Origin of the sequence: Agrobacterium salinitolerans (assembly GCF_027498475.1) — a bacterium.
GTDB lineage: Bacteria > Pseudomonadota > Alphaproteobacteria > Rhizobiales > Rhizobiaceae > Agrobacterium > Agrobacterium salinitolerans.
Map to the genome: position 1 here is coordinate 102,903 of NZ_JAPZLN010000004.1, position 19,725 is coordinate 122,627.

The window sequence follows — 19,725 nt, forward strand, 5'->3', positions numbered from 1 at the left end:
TAAAACTTGCAGAAACGGCAGGTTTTCCGTCGAAAACCCGTCAGCGGCCCGGGATCGGACGGTTGGCGACCTCAACGAGCGCCTTGTGGATATATTCGTTGCCGGCAGCGACAGAGCTGCTGCCGAAGATATCCGCGCCGCCCTTGATATCGGAAGCGAAACCGCCGGCTTCACGAATCAGCACCAGGCCTGCGGCCATGTCCCATGGCGAAAGATCAGCTTCCCAGTAACCGTCGAGACGGCCAGCAGCGACATAAGCGAGATCGAGCGAAGCCGCACCCATGCGGCGGATGCCGGCAGCCTCACCCATCACGTGACGAAGTTCGACAAGGAACTTGCCATGATTGCCACGGCCGAGATGCGGAACGCCGCAGCCGATGACGCAATCGGTCAGCGCCTTGCGCGCAGCGACGCGGATGCGGCGATCGTTGAGGAACGCGCCGCCGCCGCGCTCGGCGGTGTAGAGTTCGTCGGTGGCCGGATTGAAGATCACGCCGGCGACGACTTCACCATTACGCTCGAGCGCGATGGAAACCGCGAAATGCGGAATGCCGTGCAGGAAGTTGGTGGTGCCATCCAGCGGATCGACGATCCAGCGATGTGCGCCGTCCGTGCCCTTTTCCTCGCCGCCTTCTTCACCCAGGAAGTCGTAGGTCGGGCGGGCCTTCATCAATTCGTCGCGCACGATCTTCTCGGCTTTCAGATCCGCCTGCGAAACGAAATCGCTCGGTCCCTTGACCGAGACCTGAAGGTTCTGCACTTCACCGAAGTCACGCGACAAAGACTTACCCGCCTTGATGGCGGCCTGAACCATGACATTGAGAAGGGCTGAACGGGCCATCGATGTTGTTTCCTGGAAAGCTTGCGAACCGCCCGGAAGCTCACCGGGCAGGCACGTCATTATTTTCTTGAATTGAAAGTTTGCGGTTCAAGACCACAAAACGCGCGGAAATTCAAGGCAAAAAGCCCATGGGTCAATGCCAGCGCAGGAAGCCTGCCCTTCCATCACGTCGGGCGGAAACGATTTGCGGCCTCAATCGCTTTCTTCTGCTGCTCGTCGGTGATGCCGAGATAGAAGTCCTCGAGAGACGGATCCTTCAGGCCGGCGCGGCGGGAAAGCACATACCATTTGGCCGCCTCCACGGGATCCGGCCTCGTGCCGAGCGCCTGAATGTAAAGATGCGCCACCTTGTTCTGCGCCACGACATTGCCGCGCTGCGCCGCGCCGTAGAGCCAGCGGAAACCCTCATCCAGATTGCGCTCGCCGCCGAACCCATTGACCAGCCAGATGCCGAGATCGACCTGCGCGGTATCGTATCCAGCTTTCGCGGCCCGCGTCAGCCAGTCCCGCGCCTTTGCCTTTTTCTCGGCCGGCACATCCTTGAGCGACCAGTAAATCTGCGACACAGCATATTGCGCATCGGCAATGCCCTGTTCGGCGGATTTTTCATAGAACGGCAAAGCCATGAGCAGGCCCTTGGCTCCGGGATTTTCCGAAACCAGTATCTGGCCCCAGTTGAACTGGGCGGAGGCGTTGCCGGCTTCCGCCGCACGGCGCATGAAATCGTCGGCCTTCGCCTTGTCGCGGGTGACGAATTTGCCTTCCATCAGAATCAGCGCGAATTTGAACATGGCGACGGGATCGCCACCCTCAGCCGCCTGCTGGTACCAGAAAGCAGCGGTCTTCTCGTCACGGGCGATGCCCAGACCACGCGACATCATTTCCGCCACCAGCGTCTGGGCAGGTGCGTCACCGTTCTGCGCGCGGTTCAGCGCCTTGTCGAGCGCCTGCACATATTCGCCGCGCTGGAAATGCCCGTAAGCTTCGTCCACCCGGCCCTTGAATTCTTTTTCAGGCGGCAGCGCCGGCAATTCCGCGCCCATGCGCTGATAGACGTTCACCCCCGCAGACGGCTGCAAGTCCTTCTGCTCTTCGGATTGCACCCTGCCCTGACGGGTCGGCTGAGCCTCGTTTTCCAGCTGGCGGGACAGCGCATTGCTTTCGCTCTGCGGTCCGGACTGGGCAAACGCAACACCCGCCGGCGCGCCGAAAGCGAGCGCCAGCAGTGAAACGGAAAGGCAGAGGTGAACCGAGCGCATGATCATCGCCTGTATCAACCGCCAAACCGTGGCGCTTTTTCGTCAAGCAGGGCGTTGATTTCAGAAACGGCCTGGGCGGCGCCGCCGGCATTTTCAAAAACGCCGCTGCGCATGGCCACGAACTCCACCCCGGTTTCGGCCACGGCAACAACCGAGGACACATCGGCGCCACCCATGACGATGGCCGGGATTTCGATCATCGAGGCCCACCATTCGCCGAGCGCCAGGTTTTTGGGATGCGCTTCCGGCTTGATGTCGCCTTCGAGCTTTCCAAAAAACATGTAATCCGGATTGGCCTCGCCCTGCTCCAGCGCCTTATGACGGTCGTCCGCATTGCCGCCGCCGACGATGAGCTTCGGCGTGAATTTTTCCACGGCCTCCGCAAGCGCCTCGCCATTACCGACCACATGCAGGCCATCCGCCTTCACGCGGCCGGCAATGCGGCTGTCACCGGCGATGAGCGCCGCCGCACCTGCCTTCTGGACGACGGGCACGATCAGTTCGGCGCGTTTCTGGAAAGCGGCGTCATCCAGACCATATTGCGGAATGATAACGGAAGCGACATCACCGCCCCGCAATGCGTTTTCCACCTCTTTAGCCTGCTTTTGCGCGTCGTCCGATTGCGGAACGATCAGGACAAGGCGGCAACGGTCTTCAACTAGGGTCATCGATTCGTCCATTTCAGACAGAAGACGCTTGCTGCGCAATCTGCACTCGTTTTCATATGACAAATCCGATAAACCGGACCGGCGAAAGGATCAACCGTCCATCCATGCTCACCGATTTTCATTTTTATCTCGTCGCCATTCCCGCAGTCGTTCTCGTCGGCCTTTCCAAGGGAGGGCTGGGCGGCGCGCTGGCGCTGATGGGCGTTCCTTTGATGGCGCTTGCCGTATCGCCGGTGCAGGCGGCGGCCATCTTTCTGCCGATCCTGATCGTCATGGATATCGTGGCGCTTTTCGCCTGGCGGCACTACAACCACCGGGAAACGCTCCTCATCATGCTGCCGGGGGCTATTGCCGGCATCGCGCTGGGCTGGGCGACCTCAAGCCTCGTTTCCGCAGACGCCATGCGCCTTGTTGTCGCCTCGGTCACGATCCTGTTCGTGCTGCGTTATTTCTATGAAAGCTTCAAAAGCCGCAAGGGCCGGGAAATCCCGGCCAAGCCACAAAGACCGGCGGCTGCGACCCTCTGGTCCGGTCTGTCCGGTTATGCCAGTTTCGTGGCCCATGCGGGCGGCCCGCCCTTCCAGATCTACGTTCTGCCGCTGAAGCTCGATCCAAAGATCTATACCGGCATGAGCGTGCGGTTCTTCGCCATCATGAACGCGATCAAGCTCATTCCCTATTTCGCGCTAGGCGCACTGGACGCCACCAACCTCAAGACATCGGCAAGCCTGTTGCCGGTGGCGATGCTGGCGACGCTTGCCGGCGCCAAGGTGGTGAAATATCTGAAACCCGCGGTGTTTTACCCGCTCATGTACGCCATGGCGCTGATTGCGGCGCTTAAACTGCTGTGGGACGGACTGCCGCTCTAGATTCGGCAATAAAAAGCTCTGGCAGCAGGTTTTCGCCGCCAGAGCTTGAAACGCTCAGACCGTGGCCCTTCATTCATCGAGAGCCGCGGCCTGGCATAAATTAATGTCTCGTCGAGGCCTTGAGCCTCTGCAGTTCATCCTTCAGGCGCAGTTTTCGACGTTTAAGGTCCGCGATCTCTTTGTCGTCAGACGACGGGGAAGCAAGAATACTTTCGAGCTCCTCCTCCAGAGCACCGTGTTTCTTTTCGAGCGATGCAATATGAGCCTGAATGGTCATGCGGCACGTCCTTCCTTTTTGAACCTACCTCCAGCTCTCCATCGCTGGAGTTTCAGGTTTACGACGGCAATGTGACACGGATCGCGCCGCTTGTCGAAGGCGAAATGAAGGCAATAAGTGGGCAATTTGGTCGCAAGGGATAACTTCCCGTTACCGCGATTTGATGATAGAGCCTCGTGAACGATCACATACGCGCCGGAGCCGATCCGGCGGCATAAAATGGGGATGAACAGATGCCCGATCAGGACCAGGCGGACATCAGGCTCACGCTGGCGCGGCTGCGCCAGGAGCATGAGGATTACGACGCGGCGATCAACGCGATGATCCAGACGAGCTGCGATGCGCTGAGAATACAGCGCATGAAAAAAAAGAAGCTGGCCGTCAAGGACAAGATGACCCAGCTTGAAGATCAGGTCATTCCCGATATCATCGCCTGAGCCCGGAGACATTACGTGACAGCAGAAACGCCCCCCGTCGCCATCATCATGGGCAGCCAGTCTGACTGGGAGACCATGAAGAACGCCGCCGATACGCTGGATGCGCTCGACATCGAATATGAAGCCCGCATCATTTCCGCCCACCGCACGCCGGACCGGCTTTATGATTTTGCCAATGGTGCGAAGGACGAAGGCTTCAAGGTCATCATAGCTGGTGCAGGCGGCGCCGCCCATCTTCCAGGCATGACGGCCTCGATGACGCCGCTGCCGGTCTTCGGTGTTCCGGTACAGTCCAAGACCATGTCCGGGCAGGACAGCCTTTATTCCATCGTGCAGATGCCGGCCGGTATTCCCGTCGGAACGCTCGCAATCGGCAAGGCCGGCGCGATCAATGCCGCCCTTCTTGCCGCTGCGGTTCTGGCGCTTGGCGATGAGGACCTCGCCGACCGGCTGGACGCCTGGCGCGCACGCCAGTCTGCGGCTGTCGCGGAATACCCCATGGACAGCGCCCAGTGACGACAGGAACGATTGCAAAGACCAGTAACCTGACCATCGGCATTATCGGCGGCGGGCAGCTCGGGCGTATGCTGGCTATGGCCGCTGCGCGCCTCAACCACCGCACCATCGTGCTTGAACCGCAGGCGGATTGTCCGGCAGCGCAAGCCTGCAACGACCAGATCGTCGCGGAGTATGACGACGAAAAGGCGCTTGCGGAACTCGCAAGCCGCTGTGATGTCGTGACCTACGAATTCGAGAACGTGCCTGTCGCGGCGGCCGAAAAGCTCAGCCTCTCCGTTCCCGTCTATCCACCTCCGAAAGCACTCAGCGCCTCACAAGACCGGTTGACGGAAAAACGCTTCCTCAACGGCTGCGGCATCCCGACCGCCGATTTCCGCGCGGTGGACAGCCAGGAAGAGCTGGAGGCCGCATTGGCCACCTTCGGCGGCAAGGGCGTGCTGAAAACCCGCCGCATGGGTTATGACGGCAAGGGCCAGCGTCTCTTCCGGGGTGGCGAAGACCTCGCAGGCGCCTTTGCGGCGCTCGGCGGCGTGCCGCTGATCCTCGAGAGCTTCATTTCCTTCGAGCGGGAAATTTCGATCATTGCCGCCCGTTTCCTGGATGGGACCGTCACCTGTTACGATCCCGCCGAGAATGTCCATCTGGACGGCATTCTACACACTTCAACCGTTCCGGCAGCGCTCTCCAATGCCGCCAGGGCAGTTGCCGTACAATCGGCGGAAAAGCTTCTGGCGGCGCTCGATTATGTCGGCGTCATCGGCATCGAATTCTTCGTCCTGCCGGATGGTTCGTTGGTCGCCAATGAAATGGCGCCGCGTGTCCACAATACCGGCCACTGGACGGAGGCCGCCTGCGTGATCTCGCAGTTCGAGCAGCATATCCGGGCCGTATCGGGCCTCGCGCCCGGCAGCACGGATCGCCATTCAGATTGCGTTATGACCAATTTGATCGGCGAAGACATCGATGATGTTCCGGCATGGTTGGCGAAAAGAGACTGTCTCGTGCATCTCTACGGCAAGACGGAAGCACGGCCGGGCCGCAAGATGGGCCATGTGACGCAGCTTCTGCACACAGGAAAAGCCTAGTCTTTTAAGGCAAAGACACGGGCAAGTGTTGACAGGCAGGGCTCAAACAGGTATCTGCCTGCCAACCGAAAAGAGCGCGCCCCGTTGCGCGCTTTTGATTGTTTGAATAGCACGGCAAAATCCGTGCAAAACTGCGGACCAGTAAAATGAAGATCAAGAATTCGCTTAAAGCGCTTAAGGCCCGTCATCGCGATAACCGCCTGGTTCGCCGCAAGGGCCGCGTCTACATCATCAACAAGCAGAACCCGCGCTTCAAGGCTCGTCAGGGCTGATTGATCGCAACTGCGGTTCGCGATGTTTCGCGGATCACTTTGTTGACAGTGCAGAAGTTTGCATTTGATATTGGGCGCAGCCGGGTTAAGCTTAACCCCATGCGCCCAAATCGTTTTTGCACAGCATTCATTCTCGCTCAGGGCTTCCTGTTTTCAAGCCTCCCGTTTCCGGGAATGGCTGCGGTTGCTCATGCGACGGACGGAAAGCCGCCTGCCGTTGTGGAGTCCGCGTCCTCACCGGCCAAGACCATCGATACTCTTTTTGCATCGCTGAAAAAAGAACGGAATGCGGTCAAGGCGCGCAGCATCGCCAATCAGATCGCCTCCGAATGGAATGATTCCGGCAGCGCAACGATCAATCTGCTCATGCAATGGGCAGGCGAAGCCGCCGACGAGAAACGCAACGCCGCCGCTTACGATTTTCTCGACCAGGTCATTCTGCTCGATCCGGACTATGTGCAGGCGCCCTATCGCCGCGCCATGGTGCATTTTGCCGATGGCGACACTCGCAAGGCAATGGCGGATATCAACCTGACCCTGGAAAGGGAACCGCGCTATTTCCCGGCGCTGGCAAGCCTAGCAAACATCCTCGAAGCTTCGGGCCGAGAGGAGCTGGCGCTGAAGGCCTGGGAGCGTTATCTGGCGCTCTACCCCGCGGACAAGGATGCCCGCAAGGAGGCAATCGACCTTTCGGAGAAGCTCGCCGGCACGCGCGGCTGAATTCGCAAGGTGCGCAAAAAAATCGCCGCAAAAGCGGCGATCTTTCATTGAGGCGTTTCCAGTCGATCATTCCATGCCGAGCGCGGCCATATAGGTCTGAAGAATCGTTTCTTCCTCGATACGCTCATTGGCGTCCTTCTTGCGCAGGCGGATGATGGTGCGGATCGCCTTCGTATCGTAGCCACGACCTTTAGCCTCGCCCATAACGTCCTTGATATCACCCTGAATGGCAGCCTTTTCTTCTTCGAGGCGCTCGACGCGCTCGATGAACTGGCGCAGTTCTGCGGCGGCGACGGTTTCGGTGGTGCTCGTTTCGTCCATCATATTATCCTTCGTTGTCGGCTCGCATGCGAGCCTTATTCATTGATCCGGGCGAAGCCCTCGCCGGTCGCTGCCAGCGGACAGCAAAATTCAGGCCTGTGAACTGCCCATAGAAAGGCGTTCCGTCAAGTCGTTTCCGTTAGCGGAGACCTATTCCTTGGGTCGGTTCTGCTCGAAAGCGACTTTCTGGTCGTCACTCGCTTCGCTTTGATATTGCAATTTCCAATCCTCGTAAGGCATGCCGTAGACGATTTCCCGGGATTGATCCTTGCTGAGCGGAACACCGGCTTCTTCGGCCGCCTCCCTGTACCAGTTGGAAAGGCAGTTGCGGCAGAAGCCCGCGAGATTCATCAGGTCGATGTTCTGCACGTCGTGGCGCTCACGGAGATGATTGACAAGGCGCCGGAAGGCCGCCGCCTCGAATTCAACCTGCCGATTGTCGTTTTCATTCGTCATGGCAAAACTCCAGGCTCAATAGGGGCCGGTGCGAGAGGCGAACAGCTGATATTCATGCAAAACGGGATCGTCATTCATTGCGGCGAAAATGGGAGCGAGCCGGTCCGACCATTCGGCGATCCCCTCATCATTCGCGATCAGATCCTGCCGAACCTCGAGAAGCGCATGCGGTATGCCCTTCATCATGCAATGGCGATACATAGTGTCGCCTTTGAGCGCCCCGTCGTAGGGTTCGTTATCGCCAACGAGGATATCGCCCGTGGCGCGCAGATGCGCCAGAAGCGGATCGACAGCACGGTGATCCGTGTCCCACAGAACCGCCGCATGCCATGGTCGGGGTGTTTCCTTCCAGAACGGCGTGTAAGAATGGAGCGACAGCACGAGCGGCGCCTCTTCGGACGCTTTCGCCACGCCGGTCAGCACACGGTCCACGGCATTGTGATAGGGCCGATGAAAGACCTCGATCCGCCTTTGCCATTCCTCATCCGAAATCGGATGGTTGCCGGGAATGATCGCTCCGTCCGAAATCTTCATGATGAGAGTGGGATCGTCCTCGCCGCGATTCGGGTCGATCAGCAGGCGAGAGAACCGTCCGAGCACGGCCGGCACGCCAAGGCGGGCGGCGAGTGAGCGGGTCAGTCCCTCTATACCGATATCAAATGCGATATGGCGATGAAAAGCGGTTTGCGGAAGGCCAAGATTGCCGTAGTGTGCCGGCAGGAGGTTCATGGCATGGTCCGCCAGAAGAACCATGCCTTTGTCATAATCGCCTTCTATGATTTCATAGGGTATGAAGTCGTTCATCGATGATTTTTCTGGGGCAGGATTGAGGAGAGAAACTTGATGGCATGGCTTGAGGCCGCGCGCAAGTTACGGCGGAAGAACAGCCATCTACCTTGTCGCACTCACGATCCCACCAACAATATAATCGATTAAACTCGCGTTGACTTTCTTTGGCGGCCACGCCAAGAAGTGTGTTCATTATAACCATGGAATCCGGATGGAAGCCGTGACTCAGTCATCTCTCGCTCTTCCTCGCCACTTCAGGCATCTCGCCCGTCTTTTTTCCGTAGCGGCATTGTTTCTGACCCCGCTCATGATAGCGGCGCCCGCGCACGCGGATTTTCGCGTGTGCAACAGCACGCAGAACCTCGTCGGGGTAGCCATCGGCTACCGTGCTCAGGAAGGCTGGGTCAGCGAAGGCTGGTGGCAGGTCCCCTCCTCGACCTGCGCGACGCTGATCGAGGGTGAGCTGCAGTCACGTTATTATTATCTCTATGCCGAAGACGCCGCCCATGGCGGCCGCTGGACCGGTGACGTCAACATGTGCGTGGCGGAAAACGAGTTCAAGATCAACGGCGTGGACGATTGTTATGCCCGCAGCTTCCAGAGAATGGGTTTCAAGGAATATGACACGGGCAGACAGGGCAGCTGGATGGTCCAGCTCTCCGATACGCCAGGCACACAGGGAAATCAAAACTGATGAAGCGTAACCGCAAAGTCAAAATTCTTGCAACTCTCGGCCCGGCCTCCTCCGAAGAGGCGATGATCGAGAAACTGCATCTTGCTGGCGCGGATCTTTTCCGGATCAACATGAGCCATGCGAGCCACGACGTGATGCGGACGCTCATTCAGCGCATCCGTTCCGTCGAGAGCCGGAACGGCCGCCCTATCGGCATTCTGGCCGACCTGCAGGGACCCAAGCTGCGCGTCGGAAAATTCGCCGAAGGCAAGGTCGACCTCGTTCCCGGCCAGACTTTTACGCTGGACAACAACGAAACGCCTGGTGACAACACCCGCGTTTTCCTGCCCCATCCGGAAATTCTCGAAGCGGTCAAGCCCGGCCATCGCCTGCTGATCGACGACGGCAAGCTGCATCTGCGCGCTGAAAAGAGCGACGGCAAAAGCATCGTCACCACCGTCATTTCCGGCACCGGCATTTCCGACCGCAAGGGCATCAGCCTGCCCGACACTCTGCTCGGCGTCGGTGTTCTGACCGACAAGGACCGCGTCGATCTCGATGCCGTTCTCGCCACCGGCGAAGTCGACTGGGTGGCGCTTTCCTTCGTCCAGCGTCCGGAAGACCTTGCCGAAGTGCGCAAGATTGCACGCGGTCGCGTCGGCCTGATGTCCAAGATCGAAAAGCCGCAGGCTGTCGAGCGCATCGAGGAAATCATCGAGCTTTCCGACGCGCTGATGGTCGCCCGTGGCGATCTCGGCGTCGAAATGCCGCTGGAAGCCGTTCCGGGCATCCAGAAACAGCTGACCCGCGCCTGCCGCCGCGCCGGCAAGCCGGTCGTGGTTGCCACCCAGATGCTGGAATCGATGATAACAGCGCCTGTGCCGACCCGCGCCGAAGTGTCAGACGTCGCCACCGCCGTCTTCGAAGGCGCAGACGCCATCATGCTTTCTGCCGAGTCCGCATCGGGTGACTATCCGGTCGAAGCGGTTTCCACCATGGCCTCCATTGCCAGCACGGTGGAGCAGGACCCCTATTATTCCAATATCATCTATGCGCAGCGCGCCCAGCCGGAACCGACCGGCGCCGACGCCATTTCGCTTGCCGCCCGCCAGATCGCCGAAACGTTGAAGCTTGCGGCGATCGTCACCTATACGTCCTCGGGCACGACCGGCCTGCGCGCCGCGCGTGAACGGCCGCAGGTTCCGATCATCGCGCTGTCGCCGATCATCCAGACCGCCCGCCGCCTGTCGGTCGTCTGGGGCCTGCACTGCGTCGTCACCGGCGATGCCAGCGACCTGGACGACATGGTGAACCGCGCTTGTCGTATCGTGGTTTCCGAAGGTTTCGGCAAGCCGGGCGATCGTATCATCATCTCCGCAGGCGTACCGCTTGGCACCCCCGGCGCGACCAATATGGTACGCATCGCCTATATCGGCTCGGACGGCCAGAGCGGCGTCTAAAGCTTGAACTATCCAGCATAAAAAAACCCGCCGGTAACGGCGGGTCAGACTGCTGACAAACCCCTGGCGTGAGCTGGGGGTTTATGATTCATTGGGACATGTTGAAGAAACCTGCTCCTGAACAGACCGCTCTCGAGATGGTGACGCTCGATAGCCTGGTCCCGAAAGATCACCTGCTTCGCAAGATCGACGCGGTGATCGACTTCTCATTTATCCATGATCGTGTTGCCGGTCTTTACTGTGCCGACAACGGCCGTCCGCCGCTCGATCCCACACGCATGTTCAAGGCGCTGTTCATCGGCTACCTGTTCGGTGTTCGCTCGGAGCGGCAGTTGATGCGCGAGATCGAGGTGAACGTCGCCTATCGCTGGTTTCTGCGCCTGAAGCTGACCGATCCTGTCTTCGATGCCTCGACGCTGTCGCAGAACCGCCGCCGTCGCTTCAACGGGACGGAGGTTGCCCAGGATATCTTCGATGCCATCGTGGAGCAGGCGATCCGGCATGGTCTGGTGGATGGGACCGTGCTCTATACGGATTCGACCCATCTGAAGGCCAATGCCAACAAGGGCAAATACGATCTGGCCATGCTCCAGAAGTCGCGGGCCGATTATTGGGCCGATCTGGATCGAGCGATCGAGGCGGAGCGCATATCCCATGGGCAGAAGCCGTTGAGGGAGAAACAGCGCGAGCCGGAGGTGAAGGAGACGAAGGTCAGCCGTACCGATCCCGATAGCGGTTATATGGTGCGCGACGGCAAGCCCAAGGGCTTCTTCTATCTCGATCACCGCACTGTTGACGGCCGCCATGCGATCATCACCGATACGCATGTAACGCCGGCCAATGTGCATGACAGTATCGTCTACCTGGAGCGGCTCGACCGGCAGCGCCAACGCTTCGACTTTCATGTCGGGGCGGTCGGGCTGGACGCAGGCTATGCCACGGCAGGCATTGCCAAGGGTCTGGAGGACAGAGATATCCTCGGCGTGACCGGCTATCGCAACCCGACCCCGCCCAAAGACGGGATGATGCGCAAGTCGAAGTTCGTCTACGAACCAGAGACCGATGGCTACCACTGCCCTGAAGGACAACTGTTGACCTATGCGACGACCGACCGCAGCGGTTACAGGCACTATCGCTCAGACCCCTCCATCTGCCGTGACTGCCCGCTTCTTGCCTCCTGCACGTCCAATGCCGGCTCGATACGAACCATCACCCGGCATGTCTGGCAAGATGCACGCGAACGCACGGATGTTCATCGAAAGACGGCGTGGGGCAAGGCGATCTACAAGCGGCGCAAGGAAACGGTGGAGCGCTCCTTCGCCGATGCCAAGCAGCTCCACGGGCACCGCTATGCCCGCTTCCGCGGCTTGATCAAGGTTAGATGGCAGTGCCTGCTCGCCGCGAGCGCCCAGAACATCAAGAAAATAGCGATGGCGCTCACGAAAGCACCCAAACCCGCCTGGGGATGAGGAAACGAGGCTCATCTTATCTCCCGTTCACCCGCAAAAGACGACAACAAAACGTCATCATCCCGAAAAAGAAAAAACCCGCCGAAAATATCGACGGGTTTGTCAGCGGTCTGAACCCGCCGGTAACGGCGGGTTTTTTGTTGGCCTCTCGGCCGTCTTCCTTATGAAAGTTGGCTCAGTGCATCTTCACCGGCGTGCTGAAGCGGCTGGATTCGATGGCCGCGGCACCGGGCTTGAAGCTCGCGGAGGTCGCGGAAGCCGACATATCGTTGCTGAGCATGCGATTGGCGACAACACGCGGCGCCTTTACCGAGCGTCCGGTCGTACCCTTGTTCTGGTTGAGCGCCCAATCCGAAATAAGATCCTGCGTCAGGCGTCCACCGCCCACCATGGCCTGCTGGGAAACGGCGGCATCCTGTTTGCTCGGGCGCGAACCCTTGGTCGGAAGGCCGGCGCTGAGGCCGCCATTGATGGCAGGCTTCAGGTCGAAAGCATCACCGAAGCCAGCCTGCGGTTCGGCCTTGGCCGTTTCGACGGGCGCAACGGTAACCTTGTGGTTGACGGCGGCCGGGAATGGCGCAGCTGTTGGCATCGCGGCCGACTGGACCTGCGACCGGGCGGCCTGACCGCTCTGTTCAAGAGCGGCAACCACCGTGGGCGAAAGCGTACCCTGTTGCGCCTCGGCGAGATCGTCCTCACCTTCAGGGTCGGCATTGGCCGCCGCCAGCAGGGCTTCCGCCACGGCCGGACGATTGGCGGGAACCGGAACAGAGGCGAGTTCGCCGGTTGCAACCGGTGTCGCACCCTCGACAGAAGCCGTCAGGATCGATCCTTCCGCATCACCTCTCATGCCGCGCGGGCCGAGAAGCGTGGGCACCGGAACGGATACCTCAGCCAGATCGGCAAATTGCTGGCGCTCGGCAGGCGCGGAAGCCGGCGTCGGTGTGGTCGCCGCCTGCAGGGCATCCTGCGCGGCATTGCGAGCCGGAGAATAAAGCGCCGTCGCAAGGCCGGTATTGGCCGGCGGCTGATTGCCGAAGGCGGGTCGGGCCGTCGGCAGCGGCGCATCGTTTACACCCGGAAGCGTCTGTGCCGAAGCAACTGCAATCGTGGGTTCAGGCTCCGGAGCCGCCGGGCGAGCAACGGCGGGGCGCTCTGCGGGCGCCGGCGCTGCGATGCTATCTGGATCTTCATCCTCGTCACCGCCGCCAAAGAGGGCCTGCAACAGCGTCTTGCGCTTGCCGCCGCCAGATGAGGCAGGGCCTGCACCGGCGCTGGAAGCAACCTGAATGGAGGAGGAGCTGACGCGCTTCTTGTAATCGGCAAGCGCCTGCTCATAACCGGGAAGCGGCTTGCCGTCGGAAGGAAGATGCAGCGTATTGCCGTTCGGGAAGATGCGGACGAGTTCTTGGCGGCTCATGCGCGGCCAGGCGCGAACGCCGCCGACATCCATGTGCACGAAGGGAGAGCCTGAGGTCGGATAAAAGCCGACGCCGCCGATCTGCATCTGCATGCCGATTTCGCGAAGACGGGCAAGCTTCACACCGGGGATATAAAAGTCCATGGCCTTGCCGAGCATATGCTGGCTTTTTTCCGCAACGCCCTTCGTGCGTGAGCGCAGCAGACCATTGGTCTCGGGCGAACGGAAGGCCGAAACAACGTTGATATAGTCAGTCGCGCCACTGCGGCGATAAACTTCCCAGACGAGATCGAAAAGGCGCGGATCCATGCGTGTCGGCTGGTTGCGACGCCAGTCGCGCAGGAATCGGTTCAGCTCCTGCAGACCTTTCTGATCATATTTTCCATTGCGCTTGAAGGTGATGACCGCCTTTTCGCGTGTATGGATATAATACAGTTTGAGGCTGCGCGTTTCGGCGGCGGCTTCCGTCGCCGAAACACCTACGAAAGGTATGGCGGCGAGCATCAGGCAGGCAAAGGTGACAGCGCGCGCCGACAGCTTCGTGCATATATCCTTGATCAAGCCGCGCGCGATCTTGGTCGAAAGCGCGTTATTCCGATGCAGATATGGCAATTCGATCCCCGCCTGGAAGACAATTTCTGTCACATTGCCTCAAATGAACGTCAAATACGGTGACACGATGGCAAAATTGCCACACACATACAACCTTCCTCTATATAGTGAATCAGCCACTAACAAGAGGTTTATAGACGGTAAGCGGATATCCTTGCTCAGAAGTTAACGAATTTTGCGATCTGCCTCCAAATGCGGGGTTTGTGCCGTTAGGCTGCATCTCGAAGGGGATCGTCGGGATCGATGCCATAATCCTTCAGCTTGCGATAAAGCGTCGAGCGGCCAATGCCTAGCTTTCTGGCGACCTGGCTCATCTGGCCGCGATAGAAGCGCAGAGCGAAACGGATGAGTTCTTCCTCGATTTCAGCCAGTTTGCGGATGTTGCCCGACTCATCCATGCTGGAGATCAGGTTTCCGCCCCGGTAGATGGTGGTGGAAATATCCGACGGCTCCTCGATGACGGCATGGCTTTCAGCAACCGCCGGAGGGGGCGGTGAATAGGCCGCAAGCTTCAGCGACGCCCCTGAAGGCGAGCGAATGACATCGTCCGCGTCGTCGCCGGTCGAAAATTCCGGCAGTTGCAGGGCGATCTGCGGAAAATCGGAATCTGACAGTTCCTCGCCCTGCGACAGCACCACGGCGCGGAAGACGGCGTTTTCGAGCTGACGGATATTACCCGGCCAGTCATAGGCCGTCAGCAGCGCCAGCGCGCTGGCGTCAAGGCCCACAGGATTGGGCAATTTCTGTTCCGCCGAAAAGCGCTCGGCGAAAACGCGCGCCAGATGGGGAATATCTTCCTTGCGGCGGCGCAGCGCCGGAATGGTGATCGGAAAAACGTTGAGGCGATAATAGAGATCCTCGCGGAAGCGGCCTTCCTTCACCTCTTCAATGAGGTTCTTGTTGGTCGCCGAAATCAGCCGCACATTCACCTTCTGCACCCGTGCGGAGCCGACGGTTTCGATTTCGCCTTGCTGGACCGCGCGCAGCAGCTTCACCTGCACATCCAGCGGCAGATCGCCGATTTCATCGAGGAACAGCGTGCCGCCGTCCGCCTCCATGAATTTGCCGACATGTTTTTCCGTCGCGCCCGTGAAGGCTCCCTTTTCATGGCCGAAGAGGATACTTTCCACGAGATTATGGGGAATGGCGCCGCAATTGACGGTGATGAAGGCCTTATTCGCCCTGTCGCCGGCCGACTGGATGGCGCGGGCGACCATTTCCTTGCCCACACCGGATTCGCCTTCCAGCACCACGGGAATGCTGGACTGGGCAGCGCGCTGCGCGAGTTCGATAACCCTCAGCATTGCCGGGCTTGCGGAAACGATATCGGTAAAATTCACTGCATTGCTCCGTCCGCGCCTTCCCGTGCGGGCTTTTGCCTCTCTCCTGTCGAGCTTGAGCGCATTGGAGATGGCAGCGCCGATCCTTTCCGGCGAAACCGGCTTGACGACGAAATCGAAAGCGCCGGCGCGCATGGCCTGCACGACGGTATCGATGCCGCCCTGACCGGTCTGAACGATGACAGGAACATCGGTGCCGACTTCGCCGATAGCTTTGAGAAAGGTAAGCCCGTCCATTTCAGGCATCATGAGGTCGAGGACAATGACGTTGATCTCGCCGCTATATTGCTTGAGCAGTTCCAGCCCCGCCTTGCCGTTTTCGGCAAGCAAGGCGAGATGCCCATAACGTTCCACCGCATTTTTGAGCAGGCGGCGCTGGACGGGATCATCGTCTATCACGAGAACATGCGCGGTCATTTTTAGCTCCGGTTTCCGGTTTATGGACCTGCTTCATGCGGTCCCTTGTTCCGCACTCTGGCATGGGAGACTTGAACATCCAGTTTTGAGAATTGCTTGCATTTTATCCATTGCCGCGGGAAACAAGGTCCCCATATGCTTCGCACGCATAATCAGAAGGACACGTTCGATGACCCTCAACCGCCCGACCCCGCAACCCGTCTTCTCCCTTGCCGAAACCGCCGTTCCGGCACTTGGCGACCTTCCCGGCTGGAAGCTGACGGACCTCTATCCATCGGGGGATTCGCCGGAATACAAGGGCGATCTCGACAAGGCGGCGTCGATGGCGGCGGCTTTCGAGGAGAAATGGAAGGGCAGGCTTGAAGCTGCCGCAAAGGCGACGGGCGACAAGGGCATCGGCGCGGCGCTCAAGGAATATGAAGCGCTGGATGATCTCATCGGCCGCCTCGGCTCCTTTGCCGGGCTTACCTATTTTTCCGATACGTCGAACCCGGCAAACGGCAAGCTTTACGGCGATGCCCAAGCGAAGCTGACGGATATTTCCTCCCACCTCCTGTTCTTCACCCTTGAGCTCAACCGCATCGATGACGCCACAATGGACGCCTGCATGGCGAATGACGCAGTAGCGGGTCACTACCGCCCCTGGCTGGTGGATTTGCGCAAGGACAAGCCGCACCAGCTCGACGACCAGCTGGAACAGCTTTTCCTCGAAAAATCGATGACCAGCGCAGCGGCCTTCAACCGCCTGTTCGATGAAACGATGGCCGATCTGCGTTTCGACATAGACGGTGCGAGCCTGCCGCTGGAAGTGACGCTCAACATGCTGCAGGAGCCGGAGCCGGAAACCCGCAAGAAGGCGGCTCAGGCGCTGAGCGCCACCTTCAAGGACAATCTGCGCGTCTTCACGCTCATTACCAACACGCTCGCCAAGGACAAGGATATTTCCGACCGCTGGCGCAAATTCGAGGATATTGCCGATAGCCGTCATCTCGCCAACCGCGTCGAGCGCGAAGTGGTCGATGCTTTGGCCGCGGCGGTCAAGAAAGCCTATCCGCGCCTCTCTCATCGTTATTACGCCATGAAGGCGAAATGGCTCGGCATGGAGCAGATGAATTATTGGGACCGCAACGCGCCGCTTCCCGATACGTCGAACACGATCATCCCTTGGGATGAGGCAAAGGACACGGTGCTTTCCGCCTATGGTAGTTTCGCCCCCGAGATGGCCGATATTGCCCGTCGTTTCTTCGATGAAGAGTGGATCGACGCCCCCGCGCGCCCCGGCAAGGCGCCGGGCGCCTTCGCGCATCCGACCGTGCCTTCGGCCCATCCCTATGTGCTGGTCAACTATCTCGGTAAACCGCGTGACGTGATGACGCTTGCCCATGAGCTTGGTCACGGCGTTCATCAGGTTCTGGCCGGCGAACAGGGCGCCTTGATGTGCGCCACGCCGCTGACGCTTGCCGAGACAGCCTCCGTTTTCGGGGAAATGCTGACCTTCCGCAAGCTGCTTGACGACACCAGAGACATCAGGGAACGCAAGGCCATGCTCGCCCGCAAGGTCGAGGATATGATCAACACGGTCGTGCGCCAGATCGCTTTTTATGAATTCGAGCGCAAGCTGCATACCGCCCGCAAGCAGGGCGAGCTGACTTCCGGGCAGATCGGCGAATTGTGGCTGTCCGTTCAGGCCGAGAGCCTTGGTCCGGCGATCCGGATTTCCGAAGGCTACGAGACATGGTGGACCTACATCCCCCATTTCATTCACTCGCCCTTTTATGTTTATGCCTACGCCTTCGGCGACTGCCTGGTGAACTCGCTCTATGCGGTTTATCAGAAGGCAGAGACGGGCTTTCAGGAGAAATATTTCGAGCTTCTGAAGGCGGGCGGCACCAAACACCATTCGGAGCTTCTGAAACCCTTCGGCCTCGACGCGACCGATCCCTCGTTCTGGGACAAGGGGCTTTCGATGATCGAAGGGCTGATCGACGAGCTGGAAGCGCTGGATAACAAACAGGCTTAATCTCTTCCGCCGGCAGGGCTATCCTATTTCGGACAAGCTTTGCCGGTTGATATTGCCGGCGGAAACACCGGTAAACAATTCAGGCGACGAGCACAGGTAATGAAACGCAAACCCGCCGATCTGACCTTGAGGGAAACCTTGCGCTGGGAGCCGCAGACCGGCTTTCAGCGCATCGACCAGCATATGCGCCGATTGCTGCGCTCGGCCGACGCGCTCGGTTTTCGCGCGCCGGTCAATGCGCTTCAGGTGCTGGAAAAGAAGGTGGGCGGCGAAAAGCCGCTCTGCGTCAGGCTGGTCATGAACTACAAGGGCGAACTCGACGTCGAAACCGCCGACTTCCAGCCCTTGCGGCAGGATACCGTCTGGCGGGTTCGCATCGCCCGGCAGACCACGCTCGATTCTTCCGACACCTTCTATCGTCACAAGTCCTCACGCCGCGAGCCCTATGACGCCGCCCGGGCCGAATTTTCAGCCGGAGAGGCCGACGAGGTTCTGCTCCTCAACGAGCGCGGCGAGTTGTGCGAGGGATCGTCGACCAGCATTTTCGTCGAAATGCCGGATGGGCAATTGCTGACGCCGCCGCTCGACAGCGGCATTCTGCCGGGTGTGCTGCGCGCCGATCTGATCCGCGACCGCAGGGCGCGCGGACAGTCGCTGAAACCGGACGACATTGCTGGCCGGAAACTCTTCGTCGGCAATTCGCTGCATGGATTGATTGCGGCGGAACTCGTCTAAGCAGTCACCGCCAGAAGCCGGTCGCGGCCTTTGTCCTTGGCCGCATAAAGAGCCTGATCCGCCCGCATGAAAACATCATCCGTGCTTTCCGGTGCGCGATACACCGTCAGCCCGGCCGAGCAGCTGTAGGAAAAATCCGGGAATTCAGAGAGGGGTCTCGAAAGACGCACCTTCTGCAGCAGCCGTTCGACGATCTCCCGGCCCTCGGCCACCGTGCTGCGCGGCAGGACGAGCATGAATTCCTCGCCGCCGATCCTGCCGAAACAATCCACCCGCCGGATGACGGAATGGGCGATGCCGACGAAATCGCGAAGCACCGCATCCCCGCATTTATGGCCGAAACGATCGTTGATCTGCTTGAAGAAATCGATATCGAGCGTGCACAGGCAAAAGGGCGTTTCCAGCCCCTTGGCAACCCGTTCCACCTGCAGAGCCAGCTTGGCGAAGACGAAGCGGCGGTTTGCAGTCCCGGTCAATTCATCCGTCTGCGAGGCGCGCACCGCCAGATCCCTGTCCTGCCTTAGCGTCCTGTAACCTTGGCGCAATTCGGTAACGTCGCTTGCGACACACAGCATCCAGCCATCCTGCTGCACCGTTTCCGTCATCCAGAACCAGCGGCCGTCATACATGTCCATCTCAAAGGCGCGATAAGGCAGCTTGCCGCGTCGGGATTGCGCCGACAACAGCCACCCCTCGAAATCATTGTTGCGGACGACGACGCCGCTGCGCAGCCGATGGTTCAACCGCATGATGTCCGCCCAGGTCGGAAAATCGTTGGCGGCAAGCTGAAAGCTTTCCCGAAACGACGGATTGGCATGGCGCAACCGATCCTCGGAATCGTAAAGGGCAATAAGAACGGGGGTGGCGCTCTGAAGCGCTGCGACACGCTCGATAAGATTATTCAACGGGCAACTCCCCTGCGATGGCGAAAACTCCCCCGTCGTCATCCGGCCAAAGCCCCCAAGCCTTTGGACATAGAGAGGAAAAGAAGAACTTAATTATAAACGCACTCTCTAAAATGCGAAGAGGCAGAATGCGGTGGAAAGGATGCCCGAGCCCGTCCTGT

The 19,725-nt window shown here is 59.5% G+C and carries 21 protein-coding genes; 11 read left to right on the top strand and 10 right to left on the bottom strand.

Going from position 1 to position 19,725, the window contains the following annotated elements; translation table 11 throughout:
- Positions 1–40 precede the first annotated feature (40 nt).
- The 3 genes from O9X91_RS15700 to O9X91_RS15710 form a co-directional block, all read right to left on the bottom strand.
- Complete coding sequence (locus O9X91_RS15700; RefSeq protein WP_077984894.1) at positions 41–841, bottom strand: inositol monophosphatase family protein; 801 nt, start codon at positions 839–841, stop codon at positions 41–43.
- 164 nt (positions 842–1,005) lie between these two features.
- The gene (locus O9X91_RS15705) at positions 1,006–2,106 is read right to left on the bottom strand and encodes a tetratricopeptide repeat protein (protein ID WP_162520612.1); all 1,101 of its coding nucleotides are present in this window, start codon (positions 2,104–2,106) and stop codon (positions 1,006–1,008) included.
- An 8-nt stretch (positions 2,107–2,114) separates the two neighbouring features.
- Positions 2,115–2,768, bottom strand: coding sequence for a thiamine phosphate synthase (locus O9X91_RS15710; protein ID WP_077984895.1), 654 nt, complete (start codon positions 2,766–2,768; stop codon positions 2,115–2,117).
- Positions 2,769–2,872: 104 nt separating this feature from the next.
- Here O9X91_RS15710 and O9X91_RS15715 point away from each other — a divergent pair, with 104 nt between their 5' ends.
- Positions 2,873–3,637, top strand: a complete 765-nt coding sequence (locus O9X91_RS15715; RefSeq protein WP_077984896.1) for a sulfite exporter TauE/SafE family protein — start codon at positions 2,873–2,875, stop codon at positions 3,635–3,637.
- A 100-nt stretch (positions 3,638–3,737) separates the two neighbouring features.
- Here O9X91_RS15715 and O9X91_RS15720 read toward each other — a convergent pair whose 3' ends face one another.
- Positions 3,738–3,914 (bottom strand): YdcH family protein, encoded by a 177-nt coding sequence (locus O9X91_RS15720; protein WP_006314700.1) that lies wholly within the window; start codon positions 3,912–3,914, stop codon positions 3,738–3,740.
- A gap of 233 nt (positions 3,915–4,147) precedes the next feature.
- Here O9X91_RS15720 and O9X91_RS15725 point away from each other — a divergent pair, with 233 nt between their 5' ends.
- The 5 genes from O9X91_RS15725 to O9X91_RS15745 all read left to right on the top strand — a co-directional run bounded on the left by O9X91_RS15725 (position 4,148) and on the right by O9X91_RS15745 (position 6,947).
- Positions 4,148–4,351, top strand: a complete 204-nt coding sequence (locus tag O9X91_RS15725; RefSeq protein ID WP_003497661.1) for a YdcH family protein — start codon at positions 4,148–4,150, stop codon at positions 4,349–4,351.
- Between the two features lie 15 nt (positions 4,352–4,366).
- On the top strand, positions 4,367–4,867 hold the full coding sequence (gene purE, locus O9X91_RS15730) for a 5-(carboxyamino)imidazole ribonucleotide mutase (RefSeq protein WP_077984884.1): 501 nt from the start codon (positions 4,367–4,369) through the stop codon (positions 4,865–4,867).
- 11 nt (positions 4,868–4,878) lie between these two features.
- On the top strand, positions 4,879–5,955 hold the full coding sequence (locus O9X91_RS15735; RefSeq protein ID WP_269834080.1) for a 5-(carboxyamino)imidazole ribonucleotide synthase: 1,077 nt from the start codon (positions 4,879–4,881) through the stop codon (positions 5,953–5,955).
- Between the two features lie 146 nt (positions 5,956–6,101).
- Positions 6,102–6,227 (top strand): type B 50S ribosomal protein L36, encoded by a 126-nt coding sequence (gene ykgO, locus O9X91_RS15740; protein ID WP_003497670.1) that lies wholly within the window; start codon positions 6,102–6,104, stop codon positions 6,225–6,227.
- Between the two features lie 99 nt (positions 6,228–6,326).
- Complete coding sequence (locus O9X91_RS15745; protein WP_142914120.1) at positions 6,327–6,947, top strand: hypothetical protein; 621 nt, start codon at positions 6,327–6,329, stop codon at positions 6,945–6,947.
- Between the two features lie 66 nt (positions 6,948–7,013).
- On the opposite strand, the gene O9X91_RS15750 is transcribed toward O9X91_RS15745, so the two are convergent.
- From O9X91_RS15750 to O9X91_RS15760, 3 genes are all read right to left on the bottom strand, one after another.
- Complete coding sequence (locus O9X91_RS15750; RefSeq protein ID WP_006314683.1) at positions 7,014–7,271, bottom strand: DUF2312 domain-containing protein; 258 nt, start codon at positions 7,269–7,271, stop codon at positions 7,014–7,016.
- Positions 7,272–7,418: 147 nt separating this feature from the next.
- Positions 7,419–7,724: a DUF1244 domain-containing protein gene (locus O9X91_RS15755; RefSeq protein ID WP_142914121.1), complete on the bottom strand. Its 306-nt coding sequence runs from the start codon at positions 7,722–7,724 to the stop codon at positions 7,419–7,421.
- 15 nt (positions 7,725–7,739) lie between these two features.
- Positions 7,740–8,528, bottom strand: coding sequence for an N-formylglutamate amidohydrolase (locus tag O9X91_RS15760; protein ID WP_142914122.1), 789 nt, complete (start codon positions 8,526–8,528; stop codon positions 7,740–7,742).
- Between the two features lie 292 nt (positions 8,529–8,820).
- Here O9X91_RS15760 and O9X91_RS15765 point away from each other — a divergent pair, with 292 nt between their 5' ends.
- From O9X91_RS15765 to O9X91_RS15775, 3 genes are all read left to right on the top strand, one after another.
- On the top strand, positions 8,821–9,207 hold the full coding sequence (locus O9X91_RS15765) for a DUF1036 domain-containing protein (RefSeq protein WP_373692768.1): 387 nt from the start codon (positions 8,821–8,823) through the stop codon (positions 9,205–9,207).
- Positions 9,207–10,646, top strand: coding sequence for a pyruvate kinase (gene pyk, locus O9X91_RS15770; protein WP_077984889.1), 1,440 nt, complete (start codon positions 9,207–9,209; stop codon positions 10,644–10,646). The genes O9X91_RS15765 and pyk overlap by 1 nt, the downstream gene beginning before the upstream one ends.
- Before the next feature lie 98 nt (positions 10,647–10,744).
- Positions 10,745–12,115, top strand: coding sequence for an IS1182 family transposase (locus tag O9X91_RS15775; RefSeq protein WP_269834264.1), 1,371 nt, complete (start codon positions 10,745–10,747; stop codon positions 12,113–12,115).
- Positions 12,116–12,290: 175 nt separating this feature from the next.
- Here the strand turns inward: O9X91_RS15775 and O9X91_RS15780 are convergent, their stop codons facing one another.
- Together O9X91_RS15780 and O9X91_RS15785 are read right to left on the bottom strand one after the other, a co-directional pair.
- A complete protein-coding gene (locus O9X91_RS15780) occupies positions 12,291–14,180 on the bottom strand; it encodes a peptidoglycan L,D-endopeptidase MepK (protein ID WP_162520543.1) in 1,890 nt (629 codons plus the stop codon).
- 176 nt (positions 14,181–14,356) lie between these two features.
- The gene (locus O9X91_RS15785; protein WP_077983496.1) at positions 14,357–15,904 is read right to left on the bottom strand and encodes a sigma-54-dependent transcriptional regulator; all 1,548 of its coding nucleotides are present in this window, start codon (positions 15,902–15,904) and stop codon (positions 14,357–14,359) included.
- Between the two features lie 169 nt (positions 15,905–16,073).
- Between O9X91_RS15785 and O9X91_RS15790 the strand changes: the two genes are divergently transcribed.
- On the top strand, positions 16,074–17,924 hold the full coding sequence (locus O9X91_RS15790; RefSeq protein WP_142913475.1) for a M3 family oligoendopeptidase: 1,851 nt from the start codon (positions 16,074–16,076) through the stop codon (positions 17,922–17,924).
- A gap of 99 nt (positions 17,925–18,023) precedes the next feature.
- Positions 18,024–18,659, top strand: coding sequence for an aminotransferase class IV family protein (locus tag O9X91_RS15795; RefSeq protein WP_077983498.1), 636 nt, complete (start codon positions 18,024–18,026; stop codon positions 18,657–18,659).
- Here O9X91_RS15795 and O9X91_RS15800 read toward each other — a convergent pair.
- Positions 18,656–19,564: a sensor domain-containing diguanylate cyclase gene (locus O9X91_RS15800; protein ID WP_142913476.1), complete on the bottom strand. Its 909-nt coding sequence runs from the start codon at positions 19,562–19,564 to the stop codon at positions 18,656–18,658. The genes O9X91_RS15795 and O9X91_RS15800 overlap by 4 nt on opposite strands.
- Positions 19,565–19,725: the final 161 nt, after the last annotated feature.